General features: G+C 67.8%; 17 protein-coding genes. 11 read left to right on the top strand and 6 right to left on the bottom strand.

Annotated elements, in window-relative coordinates:
• Positions 1-99 precede the first annotated feature (99 nt).
• The 10 genes from ADK54_RS35870 to ADK54_RS35825 all read left to right on the top strand — a co-directional run bounded on the left by ADK54_RS35870 (position 100) and on the right by ADK54_RS35825 (position 11,721).
• Positions 100-1,734 carry a peptide ABC transporter substrate-binding protein gene (locus ADK54_RS35870; protein ID WP_053729985.1) on the top strand — a complete coding sequence of 545 codons (1,635 nt, stop codon included), beginning with the start codon at positions 100-102 and terminating at the stop codon, positions 1,732-1,734.
• A 135-nt stretch (positions 1,735-1,869) separates the two neighbouring features.
• Positions 1,870-2,796 carry an ABC transporter permease gene (locus tag ADK54_RS35865; RefSeq protein WP_053729984.1) on the top strand — a complete coding sequence of 309 codons (927 nt, stop codon included), beginning with the start codon at positions 1,870-1,872 and terminating at the stop codon, positions 2,794-2,796.
• A complete protein-coding gene (locus tag ADK54_RS35860) occupies positions 2,789-3,724 on the top strand; it encodes an ABC transporter permease (protein ID WP_053729983.1) in 936 nt (311 codons plus the stop codon). Before ADK54_RS35865 ends, ADK54_RS35860 begins: the two co-directional genes overlap by 8 nt.
• A gap of 14 nt (positions 3,725-3,738) precedes the next feature.
• Entirely contained in the window at positions 3,739-4,797 is a 1,059-nt protein-coding gene (locus ADK54_RS35855; RefSeq protein WP_053729982.1) for an ABC transporter ATP-binding protein, read from the top strand.
• Entirely contained in the window at positions 4,790-5,938 is a 1,149-nt protein-coding gene (locus ADK54_RS35850) for an ABC transporter ATP-binding protein (protein ID WP_053729981.1), read from the top strand. Before ADK54_RS35855 ends, ADK54_RS35850 begins: the two co-directional genes overlap by 8 nt.
• Positions 5,939-6,099: 161 nt before the next feature.
• Positions 6,100-7,728, top strand: a complete 1,629-nt coding sequence (locus tag ADK54_RS35845) for a peptide ABC transporter substrate-binding protein (protein WP_053729980.1) — start codon at positions 6,100-6,102, stop codon at positions 7,726-7,728.
• 83 nt (positions 7,729-7,811) lie between these two features.
• A complete protein-coding gene (locus ADK54_RS35840; protein ID WP_053729979.1) occupies positions 7,812-8,735 on the top strand; it encodes an ABC transporter permease in 924 nt (307 codons plus the stop codon).
• A complete protein-coding gene (locus ADK54_RS35835) occupies positions 8,728-9,702 on the top strand; it encodes an ABC transporter permease (RefSeq protein WP_053729978.1) in 975 nt (324 codons plus the stop codon). The genes ADK54_RS35840 and ADK54_RS35835 overlap by 8 nt, the downstream gene beginning before the upstream one ends.
• An 11-nt stretch (positions 9,703-9,713) precedes the next feature.
• Positions 9,714-10,688: an ABC transporter ATP-binding protein gene (locus ADK54_RS35830; RefSeq protein WP_053729977.1), complete on the top strand. Its 975-nt coding sequence runs from the start codon at positions 9,714-9,716 to the stop codon at positions 10,686-10,688.
• Positions 10,681-11,721, top strand: coding sequence for an ABC transporter ATP-binding protein (locus tag ADK54_RS35825; RefSeq protein ID WP_053729976.1), 1,041 nt, complete (start codon positions 10,681-10,683; stop codon positions 11,719-11,721). The genes ADK54_RS35830 and ADK54_RS35825 overlap by 8 nt, the downstream gene beginning before the upstream one ends.
• 154 nt (positions 11,722-11,875) lie before the next feature.
• Here ADK54_RS35825 and ADK54_RS35820 read toward each other — a convergent pair whose 3' ends face one another.
• The 6 genes from ADK54_RS35820 to ADK54_RS35795 all read right to left on the bottom strand — a co-directional run bounded on the left by ADK54_RS35820 (position 11,876) and on the right by ADK54_RS35795 (position 20,530).
• Entirely contained in the window at positions 11,876-13,006 is a 1,131-nt protein-coding gene (locus tag ADK54_RS35820) for an ABC transporter ATP-binding protein (protein WP_053729975.1), read from the bottom strand.
• Positions 13,007-13,026: 20 nt separating this feature from the next.
• Positions 13,027-14,094 (bottom strand): ABC transporter ATP-binding protein, encoded by a 1,068-nt coding sequence (locus ADK54_RS35815; protein WP_053729974.1) that lies wholly within the window; start codon positions 14,092-14,094, stop codon positions 13,027-13,029.
• A 28-nt stretch (positions 14,095-14,122) separates the two neighbouring features.
• Positions 14,123-15,100 (bottom strand): ABC transporter permease, encoded by a 978-nt coding sequence (locus ADK54_RS35810; RefSeq protein ID WP_053729973.1) that lies wholly within the window; start codon positions 15,098-15,100, stop codon positions 14,123-14,125.
• 70 nt (positions 15,101-15,170) lie between these two features.
• Positions 15,171-16,952, bottom strand: a complete 1,782-nt coding sequence (locus tag ADK54_RS35805; protein ID WP_053729972.1) for an ABC transporter substrate-binding protein — start codon at positions 16,950-16,952, stop codon at positions 15,171-15,173.
• Between the two features lie 28 nt (positions 16,953-16,980).
• Positions 16,981-18,018 carry an ABC transporter permease gene (locus ADK54_RS35800; protein ID WP_053729971.1) on the bottom strand — a complete coding sequence of 346 codons (1,038 nt, stop codon included), beginning with the start codon at positions 18,016-18,018 and terminating at the stop codon, positions 16,981-16,983.
• A gap of 346 nt (positions 18,019-18,364) precedes the next feature.
• Positions 18,365-20,530, bottom strand: coding sequence for a S9 family peptidase (locus ADK54_RS35795; RefSeq protein WP_053729970.1), 2,166 nt, complete (start codon positions 20,528-20,530; stop codon positions 18,365-18,367).
• Between the two features lie 191 nt (positions 20,531-20,721).
• Between ADK54_RS35795 and ADK54_RS35790 the strand changes: the two genes are divergently transcribed.
• Complete coding sequence (locus tag ADK54_RS35790; protein WP_053729969.1) at positions 20,722-20,916, top strand: DUF2304 family protein; 195 nt, start codon at positions 20,722-20,724, stop codon at positions 20,914-20,916.
• The last annotated feature ends 49 nt before the right edge of the window (positions 20,917-20,965 follow it).

Here is a 20,965-nt window from a genome sequence, read left to right as displayed (position 1 = left end):
CACACTCGGGGTACTTGACGTCACAGCGCTGTCAGGGGTGTCAGCGCGCGTAGAAGTACCCCTCTTGTAGTGACAAGTGGACTCATGAGGAGGAAACCCATGCGTGGTGCTACGAGCGCCAAGTGGGTCGCGGGAGCGGCAATCATCGCCCTGGGCGTCACCGCTTGCGGTGGCGGCGGCAGCAAGGGCTCCGGATCGGCCGCGGTGGACGCCAACGGCGTCTACAGCTACCAGAGCAGCGAGCCGCAGCACCCGTTGCAGCCGGCCAATGCGATGGAGGTCGGCGGCGGCCGTATCGTCAAGAACCTGTTCCGCGGGCTGACGGACTACGACCCGGCGACGGGCAAGCTGCGGAACCAGATGGCCGAGAAGATCGAGACCACTGACTCCCAGCACTACAAGATCACCATCAAGACCGGCTGGACCTTCCACGACGGCACCCCGGTGACCGCCTCGTCCTTCGTGGACTCGTGGAACTGGTCGGCCAACACCAAGAACAACCAGGTCAACTCCAACTGGTTCTCGGACATCGCCGGTTACACCGACGTCCACCCCGAGAAGGGCAAGGGCGACCCGACGACCGACAAGATGTCCGGTCTGAAGGCGATCGACGACAAGACGATCCAGATCGACCTGGTCGCGCCGGTTTCGTACTTCCCGTACAAGCTCGGCTACACCGCCTTCTCGCCGCTGCCGAAGGTCTTCTTCACCGACCCGAAGAAGTACGGCGAGGCCCCCATCGGCAACGGCCCTTACCAGTTCGTCAGCTGGGAGCACAACAAGGCCGTCACGCTGAAGACGTACGCCAACTACAAGGGCGAGGACAAGCCGAAGAACGGCGGCATCGTCTTCAAGAACTACACCCAGGCCGAGGCTGCCTACAAGGAGCTCACCTCGGACACCCTGGACGTGCTCGACCAGGTCGACCCGACCGACCTCCCGAAGTACAAGGCGGACCTCGGCGACCGTGCCGTCGACCAGCCGATGGGTGGCATCACCTCCATCGCCTTCGCCATGTACTCGCCGGACTGGAAGGCCCCGGAGAAGGCCAAGGTCCGCCAGGGTCTGTCGATGGCGATCGACCGCGACACCATCACCAAGACGGTGCTGCAGGGTTCGCGTCAGCCCGCCGACAGCTGGGTCGCCCCGGGTGTCGCCGGCTACAAGCAGGGCGCCTGTGGCGAGGCCTGCACGTACAACCCGGCCAAGGCCAAGCAGCTGATCGCCGAGGGCCACGGCGTCCCGAACAACAAGGTCACCATCCTCTACAACGCCGACGGTGGTCACAAGGAGTGGGTGGACGCGGTCTGCAACTCCATCCGCCAGGCCACCGGCGTCGAGTGCACCGGCGACCCGAAGCCCGACTTCAAGACCGCCCGTGACCTGATCGACGGTCACAAGGTCACCAGCATCATGCGGTCGGCGTGGCAGCAGGACTACCCGCTGAACGCCAACTTCCTGCGGGACATCTACGGCACCGGCGCCTCGGCGAACGACTCGGTCTACTCCAGCCCGGAGTTCGACAAGTTCTCCCAGGCCGCCGACAAGGCGACCAGCGTCGACCAGACCGTGGCCCTGTACCAGCAGGCCGAGGGCGTGCTCGCCAAGGACATGCCGTCCATCCCGCTCTGGTACTACAAGACCAACGCGGGCTGGTCGAACAACGTCCAGAACGTCAAGTACGACTCCTTCGGCGACCCGGTGTTCACGCAGGTCGAGGTCAAGAAGAAGTAACCAGGTCGGCATCCGGCCCACCCCCAAGCTCCGCGATCGCGGAGCAGGCACAGTGAAGACGCGGCCGGACGCTCCCCCCTACCTTTGGGGGGAGCTGTCCGGCCGCCGTCGCGCCGACCCATCTATGGAGGCACCATGGGGCGTTATGTCGCGAGGCGACTGCTCCAGATGATCCCGGTATTCCTCGGGACGACCCTGCTCATCTTCCTGATGGTGTACGCCCTGCCGGGCGACCCCGTCAGAGCCATGTGGGGCGACAAGGCGGCGGACCCCGCCCAGCTCGCCGCCATCAAGCACCAACTGGGCCTGGACCAGCCGCTGTGGAAGCAGTACTGGGACTACATCTCCAACCTGGCCCACTTCGACTTCGGCATGACCATGTCGGGCCGCAAGGTCACCGACGTGATGGGCGAGGCCCTGCCGGTGACCGTCCGGCTCGCGCTCATGGCGTTCTCCATCGAGCTCGTCCTCGGCGTGCTGCTCGGTGTCCTCTCGGGCCTGCGCCGCAACAAGCTCATGGACAAGCTCGTCCTGGTGATCACCCTGCTGGTGATCTCCGTGCCGATCTTCGTCCTGGCCTACGTCTGCCAGGCGATCTTCGCCGACGGCCTCGGATGGGTGAAGCCGACGGTCCAGGACTCCATGAACCTGGGCGAGTTGATGCTGCCGGCCATCGTGCTCGGCTCCCTTTCGCTCGCGTACGTGGCGCGGCTCTCGCGCACCTCGATCGTCGAGAACCTGCGCGCGGACTACATCCGCACCGCCGTCGCCAAGGGCCTGCCCAAGCGCCGCATCATCACCCGCCACCTGCTGCGCAACTCGCTGATCCCGGTGGTGACCTTCCTCGGAACCGACCTCGGCGCCCTGATGGGCGGCGCGATCGTCACCGAGGGAATCTTCAACGTGCAGGGTGTCGGAAACGCGCTCTACCGCGCCATCAACGGCAAGGAAGGTGCGACGGTGGTCGGTTTCGTGACCGTCCTGGTCGTCGTCTACCTCCTCTCCAGCCTGATCGTCGACCTGCTCTACGCGGTCCTGGACCCGAGGATCCGGTATGCCTGACACCATCGAGAAGACCTCCGCCCCCGGATCGTCGGCCGTAAACGCCCCGGTGGACCAGGTCGACAAGCCGCGCAGCCTCTGGTCGGACGCATGGGGCGACCTGCGCCGCCGCCCGGTCTTCATCCTCTCGGCACTGCTCATCGTGCTGCTGATCGCGATCTCCATCGCGCCGAGCCTGTTCACCTCGGTGGACCCGCGCGCCGGTGACCTGCGCAACCACTACCTGACCACCCCCAACTGGGGTCACCTGTTCCAGCCCGACTGGTTCGGCTACGACGGTCAGGGCCGCAGCATCTACGCCCGTACGCTCTACGGCGCCCGGGCCTCGATCACCGTCGGCATCTGCGTGACCGCCGCGGTCACCATCGTCGGCGGCATCACCGGCATGGTGGCCGGCTACTTCGGTGGCTGGGTCGACACGCTGGTCTCGCGCATCACCGACATCTTCTTCGGCATCCCGCTGCTGCTCGGTTCGCTGGTGATCCTCAACGCGTTCACCAACCGCACCGTGTGGACCGTGGTGTTCGCCCTCGCGGTGCTCGGCTGGACGCAGATGACCCGCGTCATGCGCGGCGCCGTCATCACCGCCAAGGCCGCCGACTACGTCACCGCGGCCCGGGCGCTCGGCGCCGGCACGTTCCGGATCATGCTCCGGCACATCCTGCCGAACGCGGTCGCCCCTGTGATCGTGGTCGCCACGATCGCGCTCGGCGGCTACATCGGCGCCGAGGCGACGCTGAGCTACCTCGGCATCGGTCTCCAGGACCCGACGATCAGCTGGGGCATCGACATCTCGTCGGCCCAGCGCGTGATCCGCACGGCCCCGCACGCACTGTTCTTCCCCGCGGGCATGCTGAGCCTCACCGTTCTCGCGTTCATCATGCTCGGCGACGCGGTGCGCGACGCCCTCGACCCCAAGCTGCGCTGAGGAGGGCGTACGACGTGACCACTATCGACAAGACCCTCAACGTCCCGGCACAGCGTCCCTCCGGGGACGAGTCCGGCGCGCTGCTCGAAGTCCGTGACCTGCACGTGGAGTTCCACACCCGGGAGGGTGTGGCCAAGGCGGTCAACGGTGTCAACTACTCGGTGAACGCGGGCGAGACGCTCGCCGTGCTCGGCGAGTCCGGCTCCGGCAAGTCCGTGACCGCCCAGGCCATCATGGGCATCCTCGACATGCCGCCGGGGAGGATCCCGCAGGGCGAGATCCTCTTCCACGGCCAGGACATGCTCAAGATGTCCAACGAGGAGCGCCGCAAGATCCGTGGCCAGAAGATCGCGATGATCTTCCAGGACGCGCTCTCCGCGCTCAACCCGGTCCTCAACGTCGGCTACCAGCTCGGCGAGATGTTCCAGGTGCACCAGGGCCTGTCCCGCAAGGACGCCAAGCTCAAGGCCATCGAGCTGATGGACAAGGTCAAGATCCCGGCCGCCAAGGCCCGGGTCACCGACTACCCCCACCAGTTCTCCGGCGGCATGCGCCAGCGCATCATGATCGCCATGGCGCTCGCCCTGGAGCCGGACCTGATCATCGCGGACGAGCCGACCACCGCGCTCGACGTGACCGTCCAGGCCCAGGTCATGGACCTGCTCGCGGAGCTCCAGCGCGAGTACAACATGGGCCTGATCCTGATCACCCACGACCTCGGCGTGGTCGCCGACGTCGCGGACAAGATCGCCGTGATGTACGCGGGCCGGATCGTCGAGCAGGCCCCGGTGCACGAGATCTACAAGCGCCCCGCGCACCCGTACACCAAGGGACTGCTCGCCTCGATCCCGCGCCTGGACCAGAAGGGCCAGGAGCTCTACGCGATCAAGGGCCTGCCGCCCAACCTCCTGAAGATCCCGGCCGGTTGCGCGTTCAACCCGCGCTGCCCCCAGGCGCAGGACATCTGCCGTACCGAGGTCCCGGCCCTGCTGCCGGTCACCGAGCAGGACGGCACCGACCTGGTCGGCCGCGGCAGCGCCTGCCACTTCTGGAAGGAGACGATCCATGGCTGAGCTCGACAAGAAGGACGAGGCCGTGGACGCCACCCCCAACGTCACCGACGTCGTCAAGGTGGACGCCTCCACGACCACCGAGGTCGAGGCGATCCTCGACGCTCCGGTCGACCGGGGCGAGCCGATCCTCCAGGTCCGCAATCTGGTCAAGCACTTCCCGCTGACCAGCGGCATCCTGTTCCGCAAGCAGGTCGGCGCGGTCAAGGCCGTCGACGGGATCTCCTTCGACCTGTACCAGGGCGAGACCCTGGGCATCGTCGGCGAGTCCGGCTGTGGCAAGTCCACCGTCGCCAGGCTCCTGATGACGCTGGAGCGGGCGACCGCCGGCGAGGTCTTCTACAAGGGCCAGGACATCACCAAGCTGTCCGGGCGCGCCCTGAAGGCCGTGCGCCGCAACATCCAGATGGTGTTCCAGGACCCGTACACCTCGCTGAACCCGCGCATGACGGTCGGCGACATCATCGGGGAGCCGTACGAGATCCACCCCGAGGTGGCTCCCAAGGGCGACCGGCGGCGCAAGGTCCAGGAGCTCCTGGACGTCGTGGGTCTGAACCCGGAGTACATCAACCGGTACCCGCACCAGTTCTCCGGCGGTCAGCGCCAGCGCATCGGCATCGCCCGCGGCCTCGCGCTGAACCCCGAGATCATCATCTGCGACGAGCCGGTCTCCGCCCTGGACGTGTCCGTCCAGGCCCAGGTCATCAACCTGATGGAGAAGCTGCAGAACGAGTTCAACCTGTCGTACGTGTTCATCGCGCACGACCTGTCGATCGTTCGGCACATCTCCGACCGGGTCGGCGTCATGTACCTCGGCAAGATGGCCGAGATCGGCACCGACCAGCAGATCTACGAGCACCCGACGCACCCCTACACCCAGGCGCTGCTCTCCGCCGTCCCGGTCCCCGACCCGGACGCGCGCGAGCACCGCGAGCGGATCATCCTCACCGGTGACGTCCCCTCGCCCGCCAACCCGCCGTCGGGCTGCCGCTTCCGCACCCGCTGCTGGAAGGCGGAGGACCGCTGCTCGACCGAGGTCCCGCTGCTCGCGATCCCGGAGCGCTTCCAGGGTCTGGACAGCCCGGTGGCGCACGAGTCGGCCTGCCACTTCGCCGAGGAGAAGGACGTCGTCGGCGCGGCCTGACAGGTTCACATACGGGTGGGCCCGCGGTTCCTCTTCGGAATCGCGGGCCCACCCGTTTGTGCGCCCATACGGCGCTGGTGAAGGTGCGGTATCCGCGCTTCTGGGGTGATATTTGGGCCTAAGTGGGACTTGGGACTCAAGCGGGACTCTAGGAGGACTCCATGCGCGGAGCCACGCACGCCAAGTGGGCCGCAGGTGCGGTGGTCGTCGCCCTCGCGGCGACGGCCTGCGGTGGCGGAGGGAGCGGTGGCGGTGGTGGCGCGGCCGGGATCGTCAGCTCCTCCTGGGGCGACCCGCAGAACCCGCTGGAGCCGGCCAACACCAACGAGGTGCAGGGCGGCAAGGTCCTCGACATGCTGATGCGCGGTCTCAAGCGGTACGACCCGAAGACCGGCGAGGCCAAGGACATGCTCGCCGACAAGATCGAGACGACCGACTCGGAGAACTTCAAGGTCACCCTCAAGGACGGCTGGACGTTCTCCAACGGCGAGAAGGTCACCGCCAAGTCCTTCGTGGACGCCTGGAACTACGGCGCCAACCTGAAGAACAATCAGAAGAACGCGTCGATGTTCTCCTACATCGACGGGTACGCCCAGATCCACCCCAAGACCGGGTCCCCGGCCGCCGACACCATGTCCGGCCTGAAGGTCGTCGACGACAAGACCTTCACGGTCAAGCTCAACCAGAAGTTCTCCACCTGGCCCGACACCCTCGGCTATCCCGCGTTCGCGCCGCTGCCCAGGGCCTTCTTCGACAACCACGCGGCCTGGCTGTCCAAGCCCGTCGGCAACGGCCCGTACACGGTGGACTCGTACACCAAGGGCTCCAAGCTGTCGATGCGCAAGTGGGCCGGGTACATGGGCGCGGACAAGGCGCAGAACGGCGGCATCGACCTCAAGGTCTACACCGACAACAACACCGCCTACACCGACCTGACGGCCGGCAACCTCGACCTCGTCGACGACGTGCCCGCCTCCCAGCTCAAGAACGTGAAGGCCGACCTCGGCGACCGGTACATCAACACCCCGGCCGGCATCATCCAGACGCTCGCCTTCCCGTACTACGACGCCGTCTGGAACACCCCGAACGCGGTCAAGGTCCGCAAGGGCATCTCCATGGCGATCAACCGGCAGCAGATCACCGACACCATCTTCCAGAAGACCCGCACCCCCGCCACCGACTGGACCTCGCCGGTGCTCGGCGACGCCGGCGGCTACAAGGCCGGGCTCTGCGGGGACGGCTGCACCTACAACCCCACCGAGGCCAAGAAGCTCATCACCGAGGGCGGCGGCATCCCCGGCGGGCAGCTGAAGATCTCGTACAACGCGGACACCGGCTCGCACAAGGAATGGGTCGACGCCGTCTGCAACAGCATCAACAACGCGCTGGGCAACGACAAGGCGTGCGTCGGCGGGCCGGTCGGCACCTTCGCCGACTTCCGCAGCCAGATCACCCAGTCCAAGATGTCCGGCCCCTTCCGGGCGGGCTGGCAGATGGACTACCCGCTGATCCAGAACTTCCTCCAGCCGCTGTACTACACCGGCGCCTCCTCCAACGACGGCAAGTGGTCCAACGCCGAGTTCGACAAGCTGGTCGACCAGGCCAACGCCGACACCGACAAGGCGAAAGCGGTCGCCGACTTCCAGCAGGCCGAAGGCGTCGTACGGGACCAGATGGCGGCCATCCCGCTCTGGTACCAGAACGGCAGCGCGGGCTACTCGACCCGGATCTCCAACGTCTCGCTGAACCCCTTCAGCGTCCCGGTCTACGACCAGATCAAGGTCGGCTGATGCCGTAGGGCGCACGGCCCGGCGTGCTCAACTCCACGCCGGGCACTGCCCGTTGAGAGTTCCGACGACCCGCGGAGGGCCTCATGGGACGGTATGTGATCCGGCGTCTGCTCCAGATGATCCCGGTCTTCTTCGGGGCCACGCTGCTGATCTTCCTGATGGTGAACGTGATGGGGGACCCGATCGCCGGCCTGTGCGGCGACAAGGCCTGCGACCCCGCCACCGCCGCCCAGCTCAAGAAGGAGTTCGGCCTCGACAAGCCGGTGTGGCAGCAGTACCTGACGTACATGGGGAACGTGTTCACCGGCGACTTCGGGACCGCGTTCAACGGGCAGAAGGTCACCGAGCTGATGTCCGCCGCCTTCCCCGTCACCATCCGGCTGACCATCGTGGCGATCCTCTTCGAGATCGTCATCGGGATCAGCCTCGGCGTGGTCACGGGGCTGCGGCGCGGGCGGCCCGTCGACACCGTCGTCCTGATGCTGACCCTCATCGTCATCGCCATCCCCGTCTTCGTCACGGGCCTGCTGCTCCAGTTGCTGCTCGGCGTCGAATGGGGGGTCATCAAACCCACGGTCTCGCCGGAGGCCCCGTTCAACGAACTCCTCATCCCGGGCCTCGTGCTGGCGTCCGTCTCGCTGGCCTACGTCACCCGGCTCACCCGGACCTCGATCGCCGAGAACTCGCGCGCCGACTACGTCCGCACCGCCGTCGCCAAGGGCCTGCCCAGGCGCCGGGTGATCACCAAGCACCTGCTGCGCAACTCGCTGATCCCCGTCGTCACCTTCATCGGCACGGACGTCGGCGCGCTGATGGGCGGCGCGATCGTCACCGAGCGGATCTTCAACATCCACGGCGTCGGCTACCAGCTCTACCAGGGCATCCTGCGCCAGAGCACCCAGACCGTGGTCGGCTTCGTGACCGTGCTCGTCCTGGTCTTCCTGATCGCCAACCTCATCGTCGACCTTCTGTACGCCGTACTCGACCCGAGGATCCGCTATGCCTGAGCCCTACGACGACGGAGCGATCGCCGGGACGGGGGCGGGCGGGGCGATGGACCTCGCGGCGAGTGAGGCAATCACGCTGGAGAAGACGCCGGGCGGGCCGCTGGGCACGGGCCCCTCCGAGAAGCCGCGTTCGCTGTGGTCGGACGCCTGGCGCGACTTGCGCCGCAACCCCGTCTTCATCATCTCTGGCCTGGTCATCCTCTTCCTGGTCGTCATCTCGCTGTGGCCCTCGCTGATCGCCGACGGCAACCCGCTCCAGTGCGACCTCGCCAAGGCGCAGGAGGGCTCCCAGCCAGGACACCCCTTCGGCTACAACGGGCAGGGCTGCGACGTCTACACGCGGACCGTCTACGGCGCCCGCACGTCGGTCACCGTCGGCGTGTGCACCACCGTCGGCGTCGCCCTGTTCGGCTCGTTCGTCGGCGGGCTCGCCGGGTTCTTCGGCGGCGGCTGGGACGCGCTGCTGTCCCGCGTCACCGACATCTTCTTCGGCATCCCCGTCGTCCTCGGCGGCCTGGTCTTCCTGTCGGTGGTCACCTCCGCCACCGTCTGGCCGGTCATCGGCTTCATGATCCTGCTCGGCTGGCCGCAGATCGCCCGCATCGCCCGCGGCTCCGTCATCACCGCCAAACAGAACGACTACGTCCAGGCGGCCCGCGCGCTCGGCGCCTCCAACTCCCGCATGCTGCTCCGCCACATCGCGCCCAACGCGGTGGCCCCGGTCATCGTCGTGGCGACCATCGCACTCGGTACGTACATCGCGCTCGAAGCGACGCTGTCCTACCTCGGCGTCGGCCTCAAGCCGCCCACCGTCTCCTGGGGCATCGACATCTCGGCCGCCTCCCAGTACATCCGCAACGCCCCGCACATGCTGCTCTGGCCGGCCGGGGCGCTTGCGGTCACAGTGCTCGCGTTCATCATGCTCGGCGACGCGGTGCGCGACGCCCTCGACCCCAAGCTGCGTTGAGGAGCCAGGTCATGCTGCTCGAAGTACGTGATCTCCAGGTGGAGTTCAAGACGCGGGACGGGGTCGCCAAGGCCGTCAACGGGGTCAACTACTCGGTGGACGCGGGCGAGACGCTCGCCGTGCTCGGCGAGTCCGGCTCCGGCAAGTCCGTCACCGCGCAGGCCGTGATGGGCATCCTCGACATGCCGCCCGGACGCATCGCAGGCGGCGAGATCCTCTTCCAGGGCAAGGACCTCCTGAAGCTCAAGGAGGACGAGCGGCGCAAGATCCGCGGCTCCGAGATGGCCATGATCTTCCAGGACGCGCTGTCCTCCCTGAACCCGGTGCTCAGCGTGGGCGACCAGCTCTCGGAGATGTTCACCGTCCACCGGGGCATGTCCAGGAAGGACGGCAAGGCCAAGGCCGTCGAGCTGATGGACCGGGTGCGCATCCCGGCCGCCAAGGAGCGGGTCGGCCAGTACCCCCACCAGTTCTCCGGCGGCATGCGTCAGCGCATCATGATCGCGATGGCGATGGCACTCGAACCCTCGCTGATCATCGCGGACGAGCCGACCACCGCCCTCGACGTCACCGTCCAGGCTCAAGTCATGGACCTCCTGGCCGAGTTGCAGCGCGAGCTGAACATGGGGCTCATCCTGATCACCCACGACCTGGGTGTCGTCGCCGACGTCGCCGACAAGATCGCGGTGATGTACGCGGGCCGCATCGTCGAGCAGGCCCCGGTGCACGAGATCTACAAGAAGCCCGCGCACCCGTACACCAAGGGGCTGCTCGAATCGATCCCGCGCCTGGACCAGAAGGGCCGGGAGCTGTACGCGATCAAGGGCCTGCCGCCCAACCTGATGCACATCCCGCCGGGCTGCGCCTTCAACCCGCGCTGCCCGATGGCCCAGGACGTCTGCCGCACCGATGTGCCGCCGCTGTTCGACGTGGCCGCCGACCGGCAGAGCGCGTGCTTCTTCTGGAAGGAGACCCTCGATGGCTGAGGCCATTCTGGAGGTCAGGGACCTGGTCAAGCACTATCCGCTGACCCAGGGCATCCTCTTCAAGAAGCAGATCGGCGCGGTCAAGGCGGTCGACGGGGTCTCCTTCGACCTGGCGGCCGGCGAGACGCTCGGCATCGTCGGCGAGTCCGGCTGCGGCAAGTCGACGGTCGCCAAGATGCTGGTCAACCTGGAACGCCCGACGGCCGGGCAGATCAAGTACAAGGGCGAGGACATCACGCGGATGTCCGGGCGGGCCCTGAAGGCGGTCCGCCGCAACATCCAGATGGTCTTCCAGGACCCGTACACCTCCCTCAATCCGCGCATGACCGTCGGCGACATCATCGGGGAGCCGTACGAGATCCACCCCGAGGTCGCGCCGAAGGGGAGCCGCCGGCAGAAGGTCCAGGATCTGCTCGACGTGGTCGGGCTCAACCCGGAGTACATCAACCGCTACCCCCACCAGTTCAGCGGCGGCCAGCGTCAACGCATCGGCATCGCACGGGGGTTGGCGCTCCGGCCCGAGATCATCGTCGCGGACGAGCCGGTCTCCGCGCTCGACGTCTCGGTGCAGGCGCAGGTCGTCAACCTCCTGGACCGCCTCCAGAACGAGTTCTCCCTCTCGTACGTCTTCATCGCCCACGACCTGTCCATCGTGCGGCACATCTCCGACCGGGTCGGCGTGATGTACCTCGGCCGGATCGTCGAGATCGGCCGCGACGAGCAGATCTACGACCACCCCACCCACCCCTACACCCAGGCGCTGCTCTCCGCAGTGCCGGTCCCCGACCCCTCCGCGCGCGAGCACCGCGAGCGCATCATCCTGACCGGGGACGTGCCCTCGCCCGCGAACCCGCCGTCGGGCTGTCCTTTCCGCACGCGCTGCTGGAAGGCGCAGGAGCGGTGCGCTCTGGAGGTGCCGTTGCTCGTGGTGCCGGCCGAGTTCCGCCTTGCCGAGGGCCCGGCCCACCATCCCTCGGCCTGCCACTTCGCGGAGGAGAAGCGGGTCGTGCCGCCGGACGCTGGGCTGGGGTAGGGGACTTTTACGCAGTTCCCCGCGCCCCTGAACCGCCTTCGACTGCGCGACCAGCCCGGCACGGTCCGCAGGCTGACGCCGAAGCCCGCGCCCGCGGCGGTAATCGGGGTGTGCGGGCGCGGGCCTCGACTCCGAGCGGAGGCTCAGGCTCGGGTCAATGGGCCGTATCCGTCGCCTCCTCGATCGCGGCGAGAGCGGGGTCGAGGACGACGTCCTCGTCCCGCGCCGTGATCGTCGGCTCCTCTGGGAAGTGACATGCCGTCAAATGTCCCTCCCGGTTGCCCCCGATGCGTACCAGCGGGGGAGTCTCCGAGGCGCACCTGTCCTGCGCCTTCCAGCAGCGCGTGCGGAAGCGGCAGCCCGACGGCGGGTCCACCGGTGAGGGCACGTCCCCGGCGAGCCGGATGCGTTCGCGGGCCTCGCCCTCCTCGTCCACCACGGCCTCCGGCACCGCCGAGAGCAGGGCGTGGGTGTACGGGTGGCGCGGGCGCCGGTAGATGGACTCGCGGTCGCCGACCTCGACGATCCGGCCCAGGTACATCACCGCGACCCGCTGCGAGAAGTGCCGCACGATCGCCAGGTCGTGCGCGATGAAGAGGAACGCGATGTCCAGCTCGCGCTGGAGGTCCTGGAGCAGGTTGACCACCTGCGCCTGGATCGACACGTCGAGCGCCGAGACCGGCTCGTCGGCCACGATCAGCTTCGGCTCAAGGCCCAGCGCTCGTGCCACGCCGATGCGTTGACGCTGCCCGCCGGAGAACTCGTGCGGGAAGCGGTTGTAGTGCTCCGGGTTCAGGCCGACGGTCTCCAGGAGCTCGCGGACCCGCCGCTCCACGCCGCCGGGCGGCTTGATGGCGTTGACCTCCATCGGGTTGGCGATGATGTCGCCGACCGTCTGGCGCGGGTTGAGCGAGGCGTACGGGTCCTGGAAGATCATCTGGATCTCGGACCTGATCGGCGCGATGGCCCGGCGGGAGGCGTGGGTGATGTCCTGCCCGGCGTAGACGACCTTTCCGGCGGTGGGTTCCAGGAGCCGGGTCACCAGGCGGCCGGTGGTCGACTTGCCGCAGCCGGACTCGCCGACCAGGCCGAGGGTCTCGCCCCGGCCGATGCTGAAGTCGATCCCGTCCACGGCGCGCACATCGCCGACGTGCCGCTTGAAGAGGAACCCCATGTTGATCGGGAAGTACTTGGCGAGGCCGGTCACTTCGAGCAACGGGCCCGTGCCGCCGGACCCGGGCGCGCTGCCCCGCTGCTCGGCGACGCTGGTGGCTTTCTCACTCATGGCGATGTCCCGCATCCTTGTCAGCGCAGCCTGGGGCGGATCTGCTCGGTGAAGATGGCCTCTTTCTGATGGCTCGTCAAATGACAAGCGGAGCCACGTCGTTGGTTCTCGGGGAGATCCGGCCGGACGGTGTGGCAGGCCCCGTCCGCCACCTCGCCGGTGAAGCCGCACCGGGGGTGGAAGGGGCAGCCCGGCGGCGGTGAGAGCAGGCTCGGCGGGGCGCCGGGGATCGGCATCAGCGGGGTCTCCACCGAGGAGTCCAGGCGCGGTACCGAGCCGAGCAGCCCCCAGCTGTAGGGGTGCTGGGGCTGGTGCATGACCTCCTTGACGGTGCCCCGCTCCACGCACCGGCCGGCGTACATCACCATCACCTGGTCGGCGGTCTTGGCGATCACCCCGAGGTCGTGGGTGATGATGATGATCGCCGCGCCGGTCTCCTGCTGGAGGTCTTTGAGGAGGTCCAGGATCTGGGCCTGGACCGTCACGTCGAGCGCGGTGGTGGGCTCATCCGCGATCACCAGTTCCGGGTCGCAGACCAGTGCCATCGCGATCATGGCGCGCTGCCGCATGCCCCCGGAGAACTGGTGCGGATAGTCGTCGACACGCAGCTCGGGCTGGGGGATGCCGACCTTGCGCAGCATGTCCACGGCCCGCGCCCGCGCCTCGCGGCGGGAGGCGCCGGTGTGCTTCATGAGGGGCTCGGCGATCTGCCGGCCCACCGTGTAGAACGGCGAGAGCGCGGCCAGCGAATCCTGGAAGATCATCGCCATCTTCTTGCCGCGCAGCCGGTTGAGCTGCCGCTCGGTGGCGCCGGTCAGCTCCTGGCCGTCGAGGAGGATCTCGCCCTGGATCGTGGTGTTGCGCGGGTTGTGAAGACCCAGGATCGCGAGGTTGGTCACCGACTTGCCGGAGCCCGACTCGCCGACGATGCCCAGCGTGGAGCCGCGTTCCAGATCGAAGGAGAGGCCGTCTACGGCCTTGACGGTGCCGTCCTCGGTGGCGAAGTGGACGTACAGGTCGCGGACCGAGAGGAACGAGGACGCCGGTGCGGAGACCGGTTCGGCGGCGGTCCGGCTCAGGGTGGACACAGGTGGTTCTCCTGAAGGTCTGCGGGCGTCAGGCGAGCCTGATCCGGGGGTCGATGAAGGCGTACGCCAGGTCCACGACGATGTTGCAGACGACGATGAGGGAGGCGCCGATGAGCATCACGGCCATCTCCAGGGGCAGGTCGCTGCGGAGCACCGCTTCCACCGAGAGCAGCCCGAGGCCGTGCAGGCCGAAGGTGACCTCGGTGATGATCGCGCCGCCGAGCACCGCGCTCAGGTCCACGCCGAAGATGGTGATGATGGTGGCCATCGCGCCCCGCAGCGCGTACCGCATGAAGACGTAACGGGACGACATGCCCTTGGCGCGGGCCGCCCTGATGTGGTCCTCGGAGAGCTGCTCGACCATCAACGAGCGGGTCTGGCGGCTGTAGTTGGACCAGAAGATCACCGAGAGGACGAGGCAGGGCAGGATCATTCCGGTGACCGAGCCCCAGACGTCGTGCGCCCAGTCCACGTCGTGGCCCCGGTCGAGCCAGCCCAGTTTGGTGGAGAAGAACAGGATCGCGAGCGGTCCGATGAAGTAGATCTGCACCGACTGTCCGAGCAGCGAGGTGGCGCTGGCGACCCGGTCGAAGACCGTGCCCTGGCGCCAGGCCGAGATCAGGCCGAGCGAGACGCCGATGGTGAGGAAGACGGCCGCGCCGCCGACCGCGAGGGTCAGCGTCGTCGGGTAACTGTCGGCGATCGTGCCCCAGACCGGCTGCTGATTGGCGAAGGAATAGCCGAAACAGGGCGCCGGGCAATTGCCGATCGGCATATGACGGCCGGCGAAAATGCCGACCATGTAGTGCCAGTACTGCGTCCAGATCGGCAGATTGAGCCCGAGGTTCTTGCGGATCAGGGCGACGTTCTGCGGATCACACTGCTTTCCGCAGGAGAGCAGCGCCGGGTCGGACGGCAGGAAGAAGAAGAGGAAATACGTGATCATGCTGATCAGGACCAGGATGACCATGGCACCGAGCACACGGCGCACCAGGAAACGGAACATCGGCTGACTCTTCCGTCGCTATGCGGTTTCCCCGGCCCGCCTCGGGGCCGGGGAAACCGAGCCGCACGTGCTACTGCTTCACGAAGATCGAATTCGGGTTGATCGTCCCGTAGACCTGGTTGTAGGTGACGCCGCCGAGTCCGGAGCCGTACAGGTTGTAGTACTTGTCGAAGAGGAACGGAATCTGCGACGCGTCGGTCTGGAGCGCGTACTCGGAGAGCTGCTCCCACGCGGCCGCCTGCTTGGGCAGGTCCGTGATCTGGTTGATGCGGTCGATCTCGGAGTTGATCTTCGGGTCGTTCAGGAACGAGTAGTTGTTGGTGCCGTCCACGAGGTTGCGCCCGTCCATGGTGGGCGGCACGACCGTCGACCCGTTGGGCCAGTCCGCGCCCCAGCTCGCCCGGTACATGTCGTACGGCGTGTTCACCTTGCCGACCACCGTGTAGTACGAGGTCGTGTCGATGGCCTTGCGGTCCACCTTGAAGCCGGCCTTCTCCAGGGCCTTCTGGATGGTCAGCGTGACGGTGTCCCACTTCGGGGTGTTCGCGTAGGCCAGCGAGATCTTGTACGGGGTGGTGACGCCGGCGTCCTTCAGGAGCTGGAGGGACTTGTCGGGGTCGCCCATGGGCTTGGCGAGCTTGCCGAACGGGTCGAACTTCTTGTAGCCGGACACCGTCGGGCTGAGCAGCGAGGTGCCGAGGTCGCCCTGCGCGCCGCCGCCCATGGCCTGTTGGACCTGCTGCAGCGGGAAGGCGTACTGGAGCGCCTGGCGCACCTTCGGGTTGGTGATCCGCTTGGTGTTGAGGTTGAACACCTCGACGTAGGGCTGGTACTCGTTCACCGTCCGGCCCTTGTACTGCGGGTCCGAGGTCAACGTCTGCATCTTCGAGGGATCCGCCGACTGCGCCATGTTGATGGCGTACTTGTCGGTGCCGGTGTCCGCGGCGAGCCGGTTGGTGAGCCCCGGCTCCTGGATGCCGAGCTGGAACTCCCACTTGTCGGGATAGGCGTTGCGGATCGGGTCGGTCTTCGGGTCCCAGTTGGTGTTGCGCACGAAGGACAGCGACTTGCCCGGCTGATAGCTCGCGATCTTGTACGGGCCGGTGGAGACCGGGTGGTTGTTGTACTTCTGCTTGTCGTCCTTGGCCTTGGGGACCGGCGAGATGTTGGGCATCGCCATCGCGTACGGGGTGTCCGCGTGCGGCTGGAGGAAGTGGAAGACGATCGTCTTGTCGTCGGGCGTCGAGATCAGCGAGTCCGGGATCTCCTTGCCGTCGTAGGGGCCGGTGTACTTCTTGCGGTAGTCGGTGCCGTAGATCCACTTCTGGACGTACTGCGGCCCCTGCGTCTCGTAGTCGGCGAAGAGCCGCTCGATGCCGTACTTGATGTCCTTGGTGGTGACCGGCGTGCCGTCCTCGAACTTCAGCCCGTCCTTGAGGGTGTACGTCCAGGTCTTCGACCCGTCGGAGGGCGTGCCCGTGTCGGTGGCGAGGTCGCCGACCACGATCGTCTTGCCGGTCTTCGGGTCGATCTTGTAGCCGGTCAGCGAGCGGTTGTAGAGCAACTGCACCGACAGCTGGTCGCTCACGTACTGCTGGCCCGGGTCCAGGTAGTCGAAGCCGGCCTGGTCGAGGCTGTAGGCGGTGCCGCCGGACTTCGCGCCGTCGACCGCGACGGCCGGTCCTGTGGAGTCGGCCTTGGTGCCCACGCCGAAGTTCTGCACCGAGGCCTGCTTGCCCGTGTCCGGGCCCTTGCCGTTGTCGCTCGCCCCGCCGCTGCTGCACGCGGCCGTCAGCGCCAGTGCCCCCACCGCGAACACCGCGGAAACCTGGCGCGCCTTGTTTATTCTCATGAGTTCCTGCCTGTCAGGATGATCGGCTTCAGCGCACGGTCTTGGGGTCGAGAGCGTCCCGGACCGAATCCCCGAGCAGGTTGAACGCGACGACGAAGACGACCATCGCGATGCCGGGGAAGAACATGAAGGTGAGATCGGAGTCGTAGTACGTGGCCCCGGACTGGAAGAGCAGGCCCCAGTCGGGAGTCGGGCTGTGGACCCCGACGCCGAGGTAGGAAAGTCCCGCCTCGGCGGTGACGTTGACCGGGAGCAGCAAGGTCGCCTGTACGAGCACGGTCGACCAGATGTTGGGCAGCAGCTCCTTGCGGATGATCCGCCAGCCCGAGGCGCCGCTGAGCCGGGCCGCCTCGATGAACTCGCGCTCGCGCAGCGAAAGGACCTGGGCCCGGATGAGCCGGCCGATCGTCATCCAGCCGAGGACCAGCTGCACCAGGATCAGCGCCACCACCCGCACGTAGGCGGGCTCCTCCTCGGTGGGCGAGACGAACAGGGCCACGATCACCGGGGTGAAGGCGATGAAGAACAACTGCTGCGGGAAGGACAGCATCAGGTCCGAGAACCGGCCGAGGAAGTAGTCGGTCCGGCCGCCCAGATACCCCTGCACCAGGCCGATGAGGACGCCGATGACCACCGCGATCGTGGTGACCGCGAGGGCGATGAGCAGCGAGGTGCGGATGCCGTAGATCAAAAGCGTGAACACGTCGCGGCCGAGCTTCGGTTCGATGCCGAACCAGAAGTCGCCGTCGATCCCGCCGTTGGGCTTGAGCGGAATGCCGTAGCTGTTCAGCAGCCCGCGGTCCTGCCCGTACAGCTGGTAGGGGTCCTTTCCGTACAGCTTGGAGATGAGTGGAGCGGCCACTGCGACCAGGATGAATCCGAGGACCGTAAAGGCACACAGGATTCCGACCTTGTCGCGTTTGAACCGGATCCACGCGAGACGCCCGGGTGAGCGCCCGACAAGTTCGCTTGTCTTTACTTCGATGCCGTCGGCCGGGCCGGTGGCGTCACCCTCTCCGGGAAGCGGGTCGGATGGCTCCATGGCAGCTCTTGTGGAACTTGACATTTCGCATTGCCCTCCGCGCAGGAAGGATTCAGCGGCGCTGTTGCGTCATTTGTTGACCGGAACATTCATGCGTGCGGCGGTGCGAGTCAAGGGGTTGGTGCAGGCCGAGATGAACTCATCGCTTTACTTGGCGCAAGATTTCATTCTTCGGTGCGGACGCGTGCTTGACAGGCTCCCGGCTTATCCGGAATCTCGTGCTAAATGCCCATCAATTTCCGTAACACGGGGGCAACATGCCGGTCGCGGCGCCGATATACGGACATGGCACGGTGAGCACCGTACGGCCGTGCGGGTGCCGTGGGCCGGCCGGGCCGCTCTTCGCGGCCCGGCCGGCCGTCACCCGTGGCTAGCCGAGCCCCAACGAGCGGCGCAGGAAGTCGACTTGGAGCAGCAGCAGGTTCTCGGCGACCTGCTCCTGCGGGGTCATGTGCGTCACGCCCGTGAGCGGAAGCACCTCATGGGGGTGGCCCGCCGCCAGGAGCGCGGAGGACAGCCGCAGGGAGTGGGCCACCACCACGTTGTCGTCCGCCATGCCGTGGATGACCATCAGCGGACGGGCCGGGCTCGGCCGGCTCGTCAACTCGCCGTTCCTGACGAGGGAGTTGGAGTCGTACACCCCGGGGTTCTCGGACGGGAGCCCCAAGTACCGCTCCGTGTAGTGGGTGTCGTACAGCTCCAGGTCCGTCACCGGCGCGCCCGCGATGCCCGCGTGGAACACGTCGGGCCGCCGCAGCACGGCGAGCGCGGACAGATAGCCGCCGAAGGACCAGCCCCGCATCGCCACCCGGCCGAGGTCCAGGGGATAGGCGCCCGCGAGGCCGTGCAGCGCCTCGACCTGGTCGTCCAGGACGAGGGTGAAGTCGTTCTTGACCGCCTTCTCCCAGGCGGGGGAGCGGCCCGGGGTGCCCCGGCCGTCGGCGACGACCACCGCGAAGCCCTGGTCGGCGAACCACTGCGAGGTGAGGTGCGCGTTGTGCGCGGCCACCACCCGCTGTCCGTGCGGACCGCCGTACGGATCCATGAGTACGGGCAGCGGCCCGTCGGATTCGCGGTAGTGGGACGGGAGCAGAACGGCGCACGGGATCCGCTGTGCGCCCCCTTCCGTCAGCCGAAGCCGCACCGAGAGGCCGGGAGTCGCGGCATACGAGACGATCTTGGCCAGTTCCTTGCCGTCCCGCAGCACCCTGACGTCCGTCCCCGGCCGGTCGGGCCGGGCGGAGCTGAGCACCGTGATCGCCCCGGAACGCACGGCCGAGTGGACTCCCGCGCCGTCCGAGACGCGTTCCGTACCCAGCTCATTGACCCGGTACACGTGGATCTCGCCGACCTCGGGAGCACCGGCGGCCGCCGAAGGGGTCTTCACGCCCGCGGACGCGGAGATCAGGACGTCGCTCTCGCCGATGTCCAGCACCGCCCTGACGTGCAACTGCCCGCCGGTCAGGGCCCGGTCGCCGACGGCCAGGACCCGCGCCCCGCCCTCGTCGGCGATCCGCACGAGCCGCCCGTCGGGCGCCCAGGCCGGGACGCCCGGCAGGAGTTCCAGCCAGTCCGCGTCCTCGTCGACATGCACGGTGCGGGTCGCGCCCGACGCGGGGTCGACGGCCAGGTGGAGCTGGGTGCGCTGGTCCCGGGACTGCACGAGCAGCAGCGGCGCCCCGTCGGGCGACCAGTGGACCCGGGCGAGATAGGGGTGGCGGGCCCGGTCCCAGACGACCTCGGTGCGGGTGCCGTCCAGCGCGTACAGGAAGAGCCGCACCTCGGCGTTGGGCGTGCCCGCCGCCGGATAGGCGACCCGCACGGGCTCCTGGCCGGGGTTGGCCGGGTCCGCGATCCACCAGCGCCGCACGGGCGAGTCGTCCGCACGGGCGATTAGGAGGCGGTCCGAGTCGGGGCTCCACCAGTGGCCGCGCGAGCGGGACATCTCCTCCGCGGCGATGAACTCGGCGAGCCCGTACGTCACTTCGGGCGACTCGGGCTCGGCGAGCGCCCGGTCGTCGTCGCCCTCGGCCCCCACGACCCGCAGCGCGCCCCGCGCCACATAGGCCACGTGGCGCCCGTCGGGGGAGGGGCGCGGGTCGAGCACCGGGCCCGGCACCGGCAGCTCGCGGGCGGTCCCGGCGCGCAGCTCGGCGGTGAACAGGCGGCCGGACAGCGCGAACGCGGCGAGTTCGACGGCCGCGTCGGTGGCATACCCGACGATTCCGGCCGAACCCTCCCTGCTGCGCTCGCGCCGCGCCCGCTCCTGGGCGGAGAGCTGCTCGCCCCGGCCGCCGAGCAGCGCGCCGGGGTCCGCCGCGATCCGCTCCGTACCACCGCGCACCAGGTCGAGCACCCAGAGCCGGTTGCTGCGATCGGTGCCGGACGGCGAGCGCAGGAAGACGATCCGCTCGCCGTCCGGCGACACGGTGAAGGCGCGGGGCGCACCGAGCGTGAAGCGCTGGGTCCGTGCTGAGTGCCGGGGGAACGAGAGCTGCCCGGGGTCCTCTGGGTGCCTGGATGCGGTCGTCGTCATGAGGGGAACCTAGCCGCCCCCGGTGCGGCCCGCCCAGGTGCGAGCCGCGTGCGCCCCGTGTGCGCCCGTGCCCCGATCAATGCGTTCCCACGGAAAGTTATGATCCGTAGCGCTCAGTGGGTATGAACCTGCTGGCTGTATGCGCACTGCTGGGTCCGTCCGACCACCGGAACAGATGGAGGTGAACCGCCGTGGCACTCTCGATTTCGGCGGTGGTGCTGCTGGCGATCGTCGTCTTCCTGCTGGTCCGGAAATCCGGGCTGAAGGCCGGACACGCGGCGGTCTGCATGCTGCTCGGCTTCTATCTGGCGAGTTCGTCCATCGCCCCCACCATCAGCCAAGTGACCAGCAACGTGGCGGGGATGATCGGCGGGATCAAGTTCTAAGGGGCCCGCGGCCTGTCCTGAACCCGGGCGGCGGGGGTGCGGCCCGGCC

Source organism: Streptomyces sp. WM6378, from assembly GCF_001279695.1.
Classification (GTDB): Bacteria; Actinomycetota; Actinomycetes; order Streptomycetales; family Streptomycetaceae; genus Streptomyces.
This window is presented reverse-complemented; position numbering and strand designations above follow the sequence as displayed.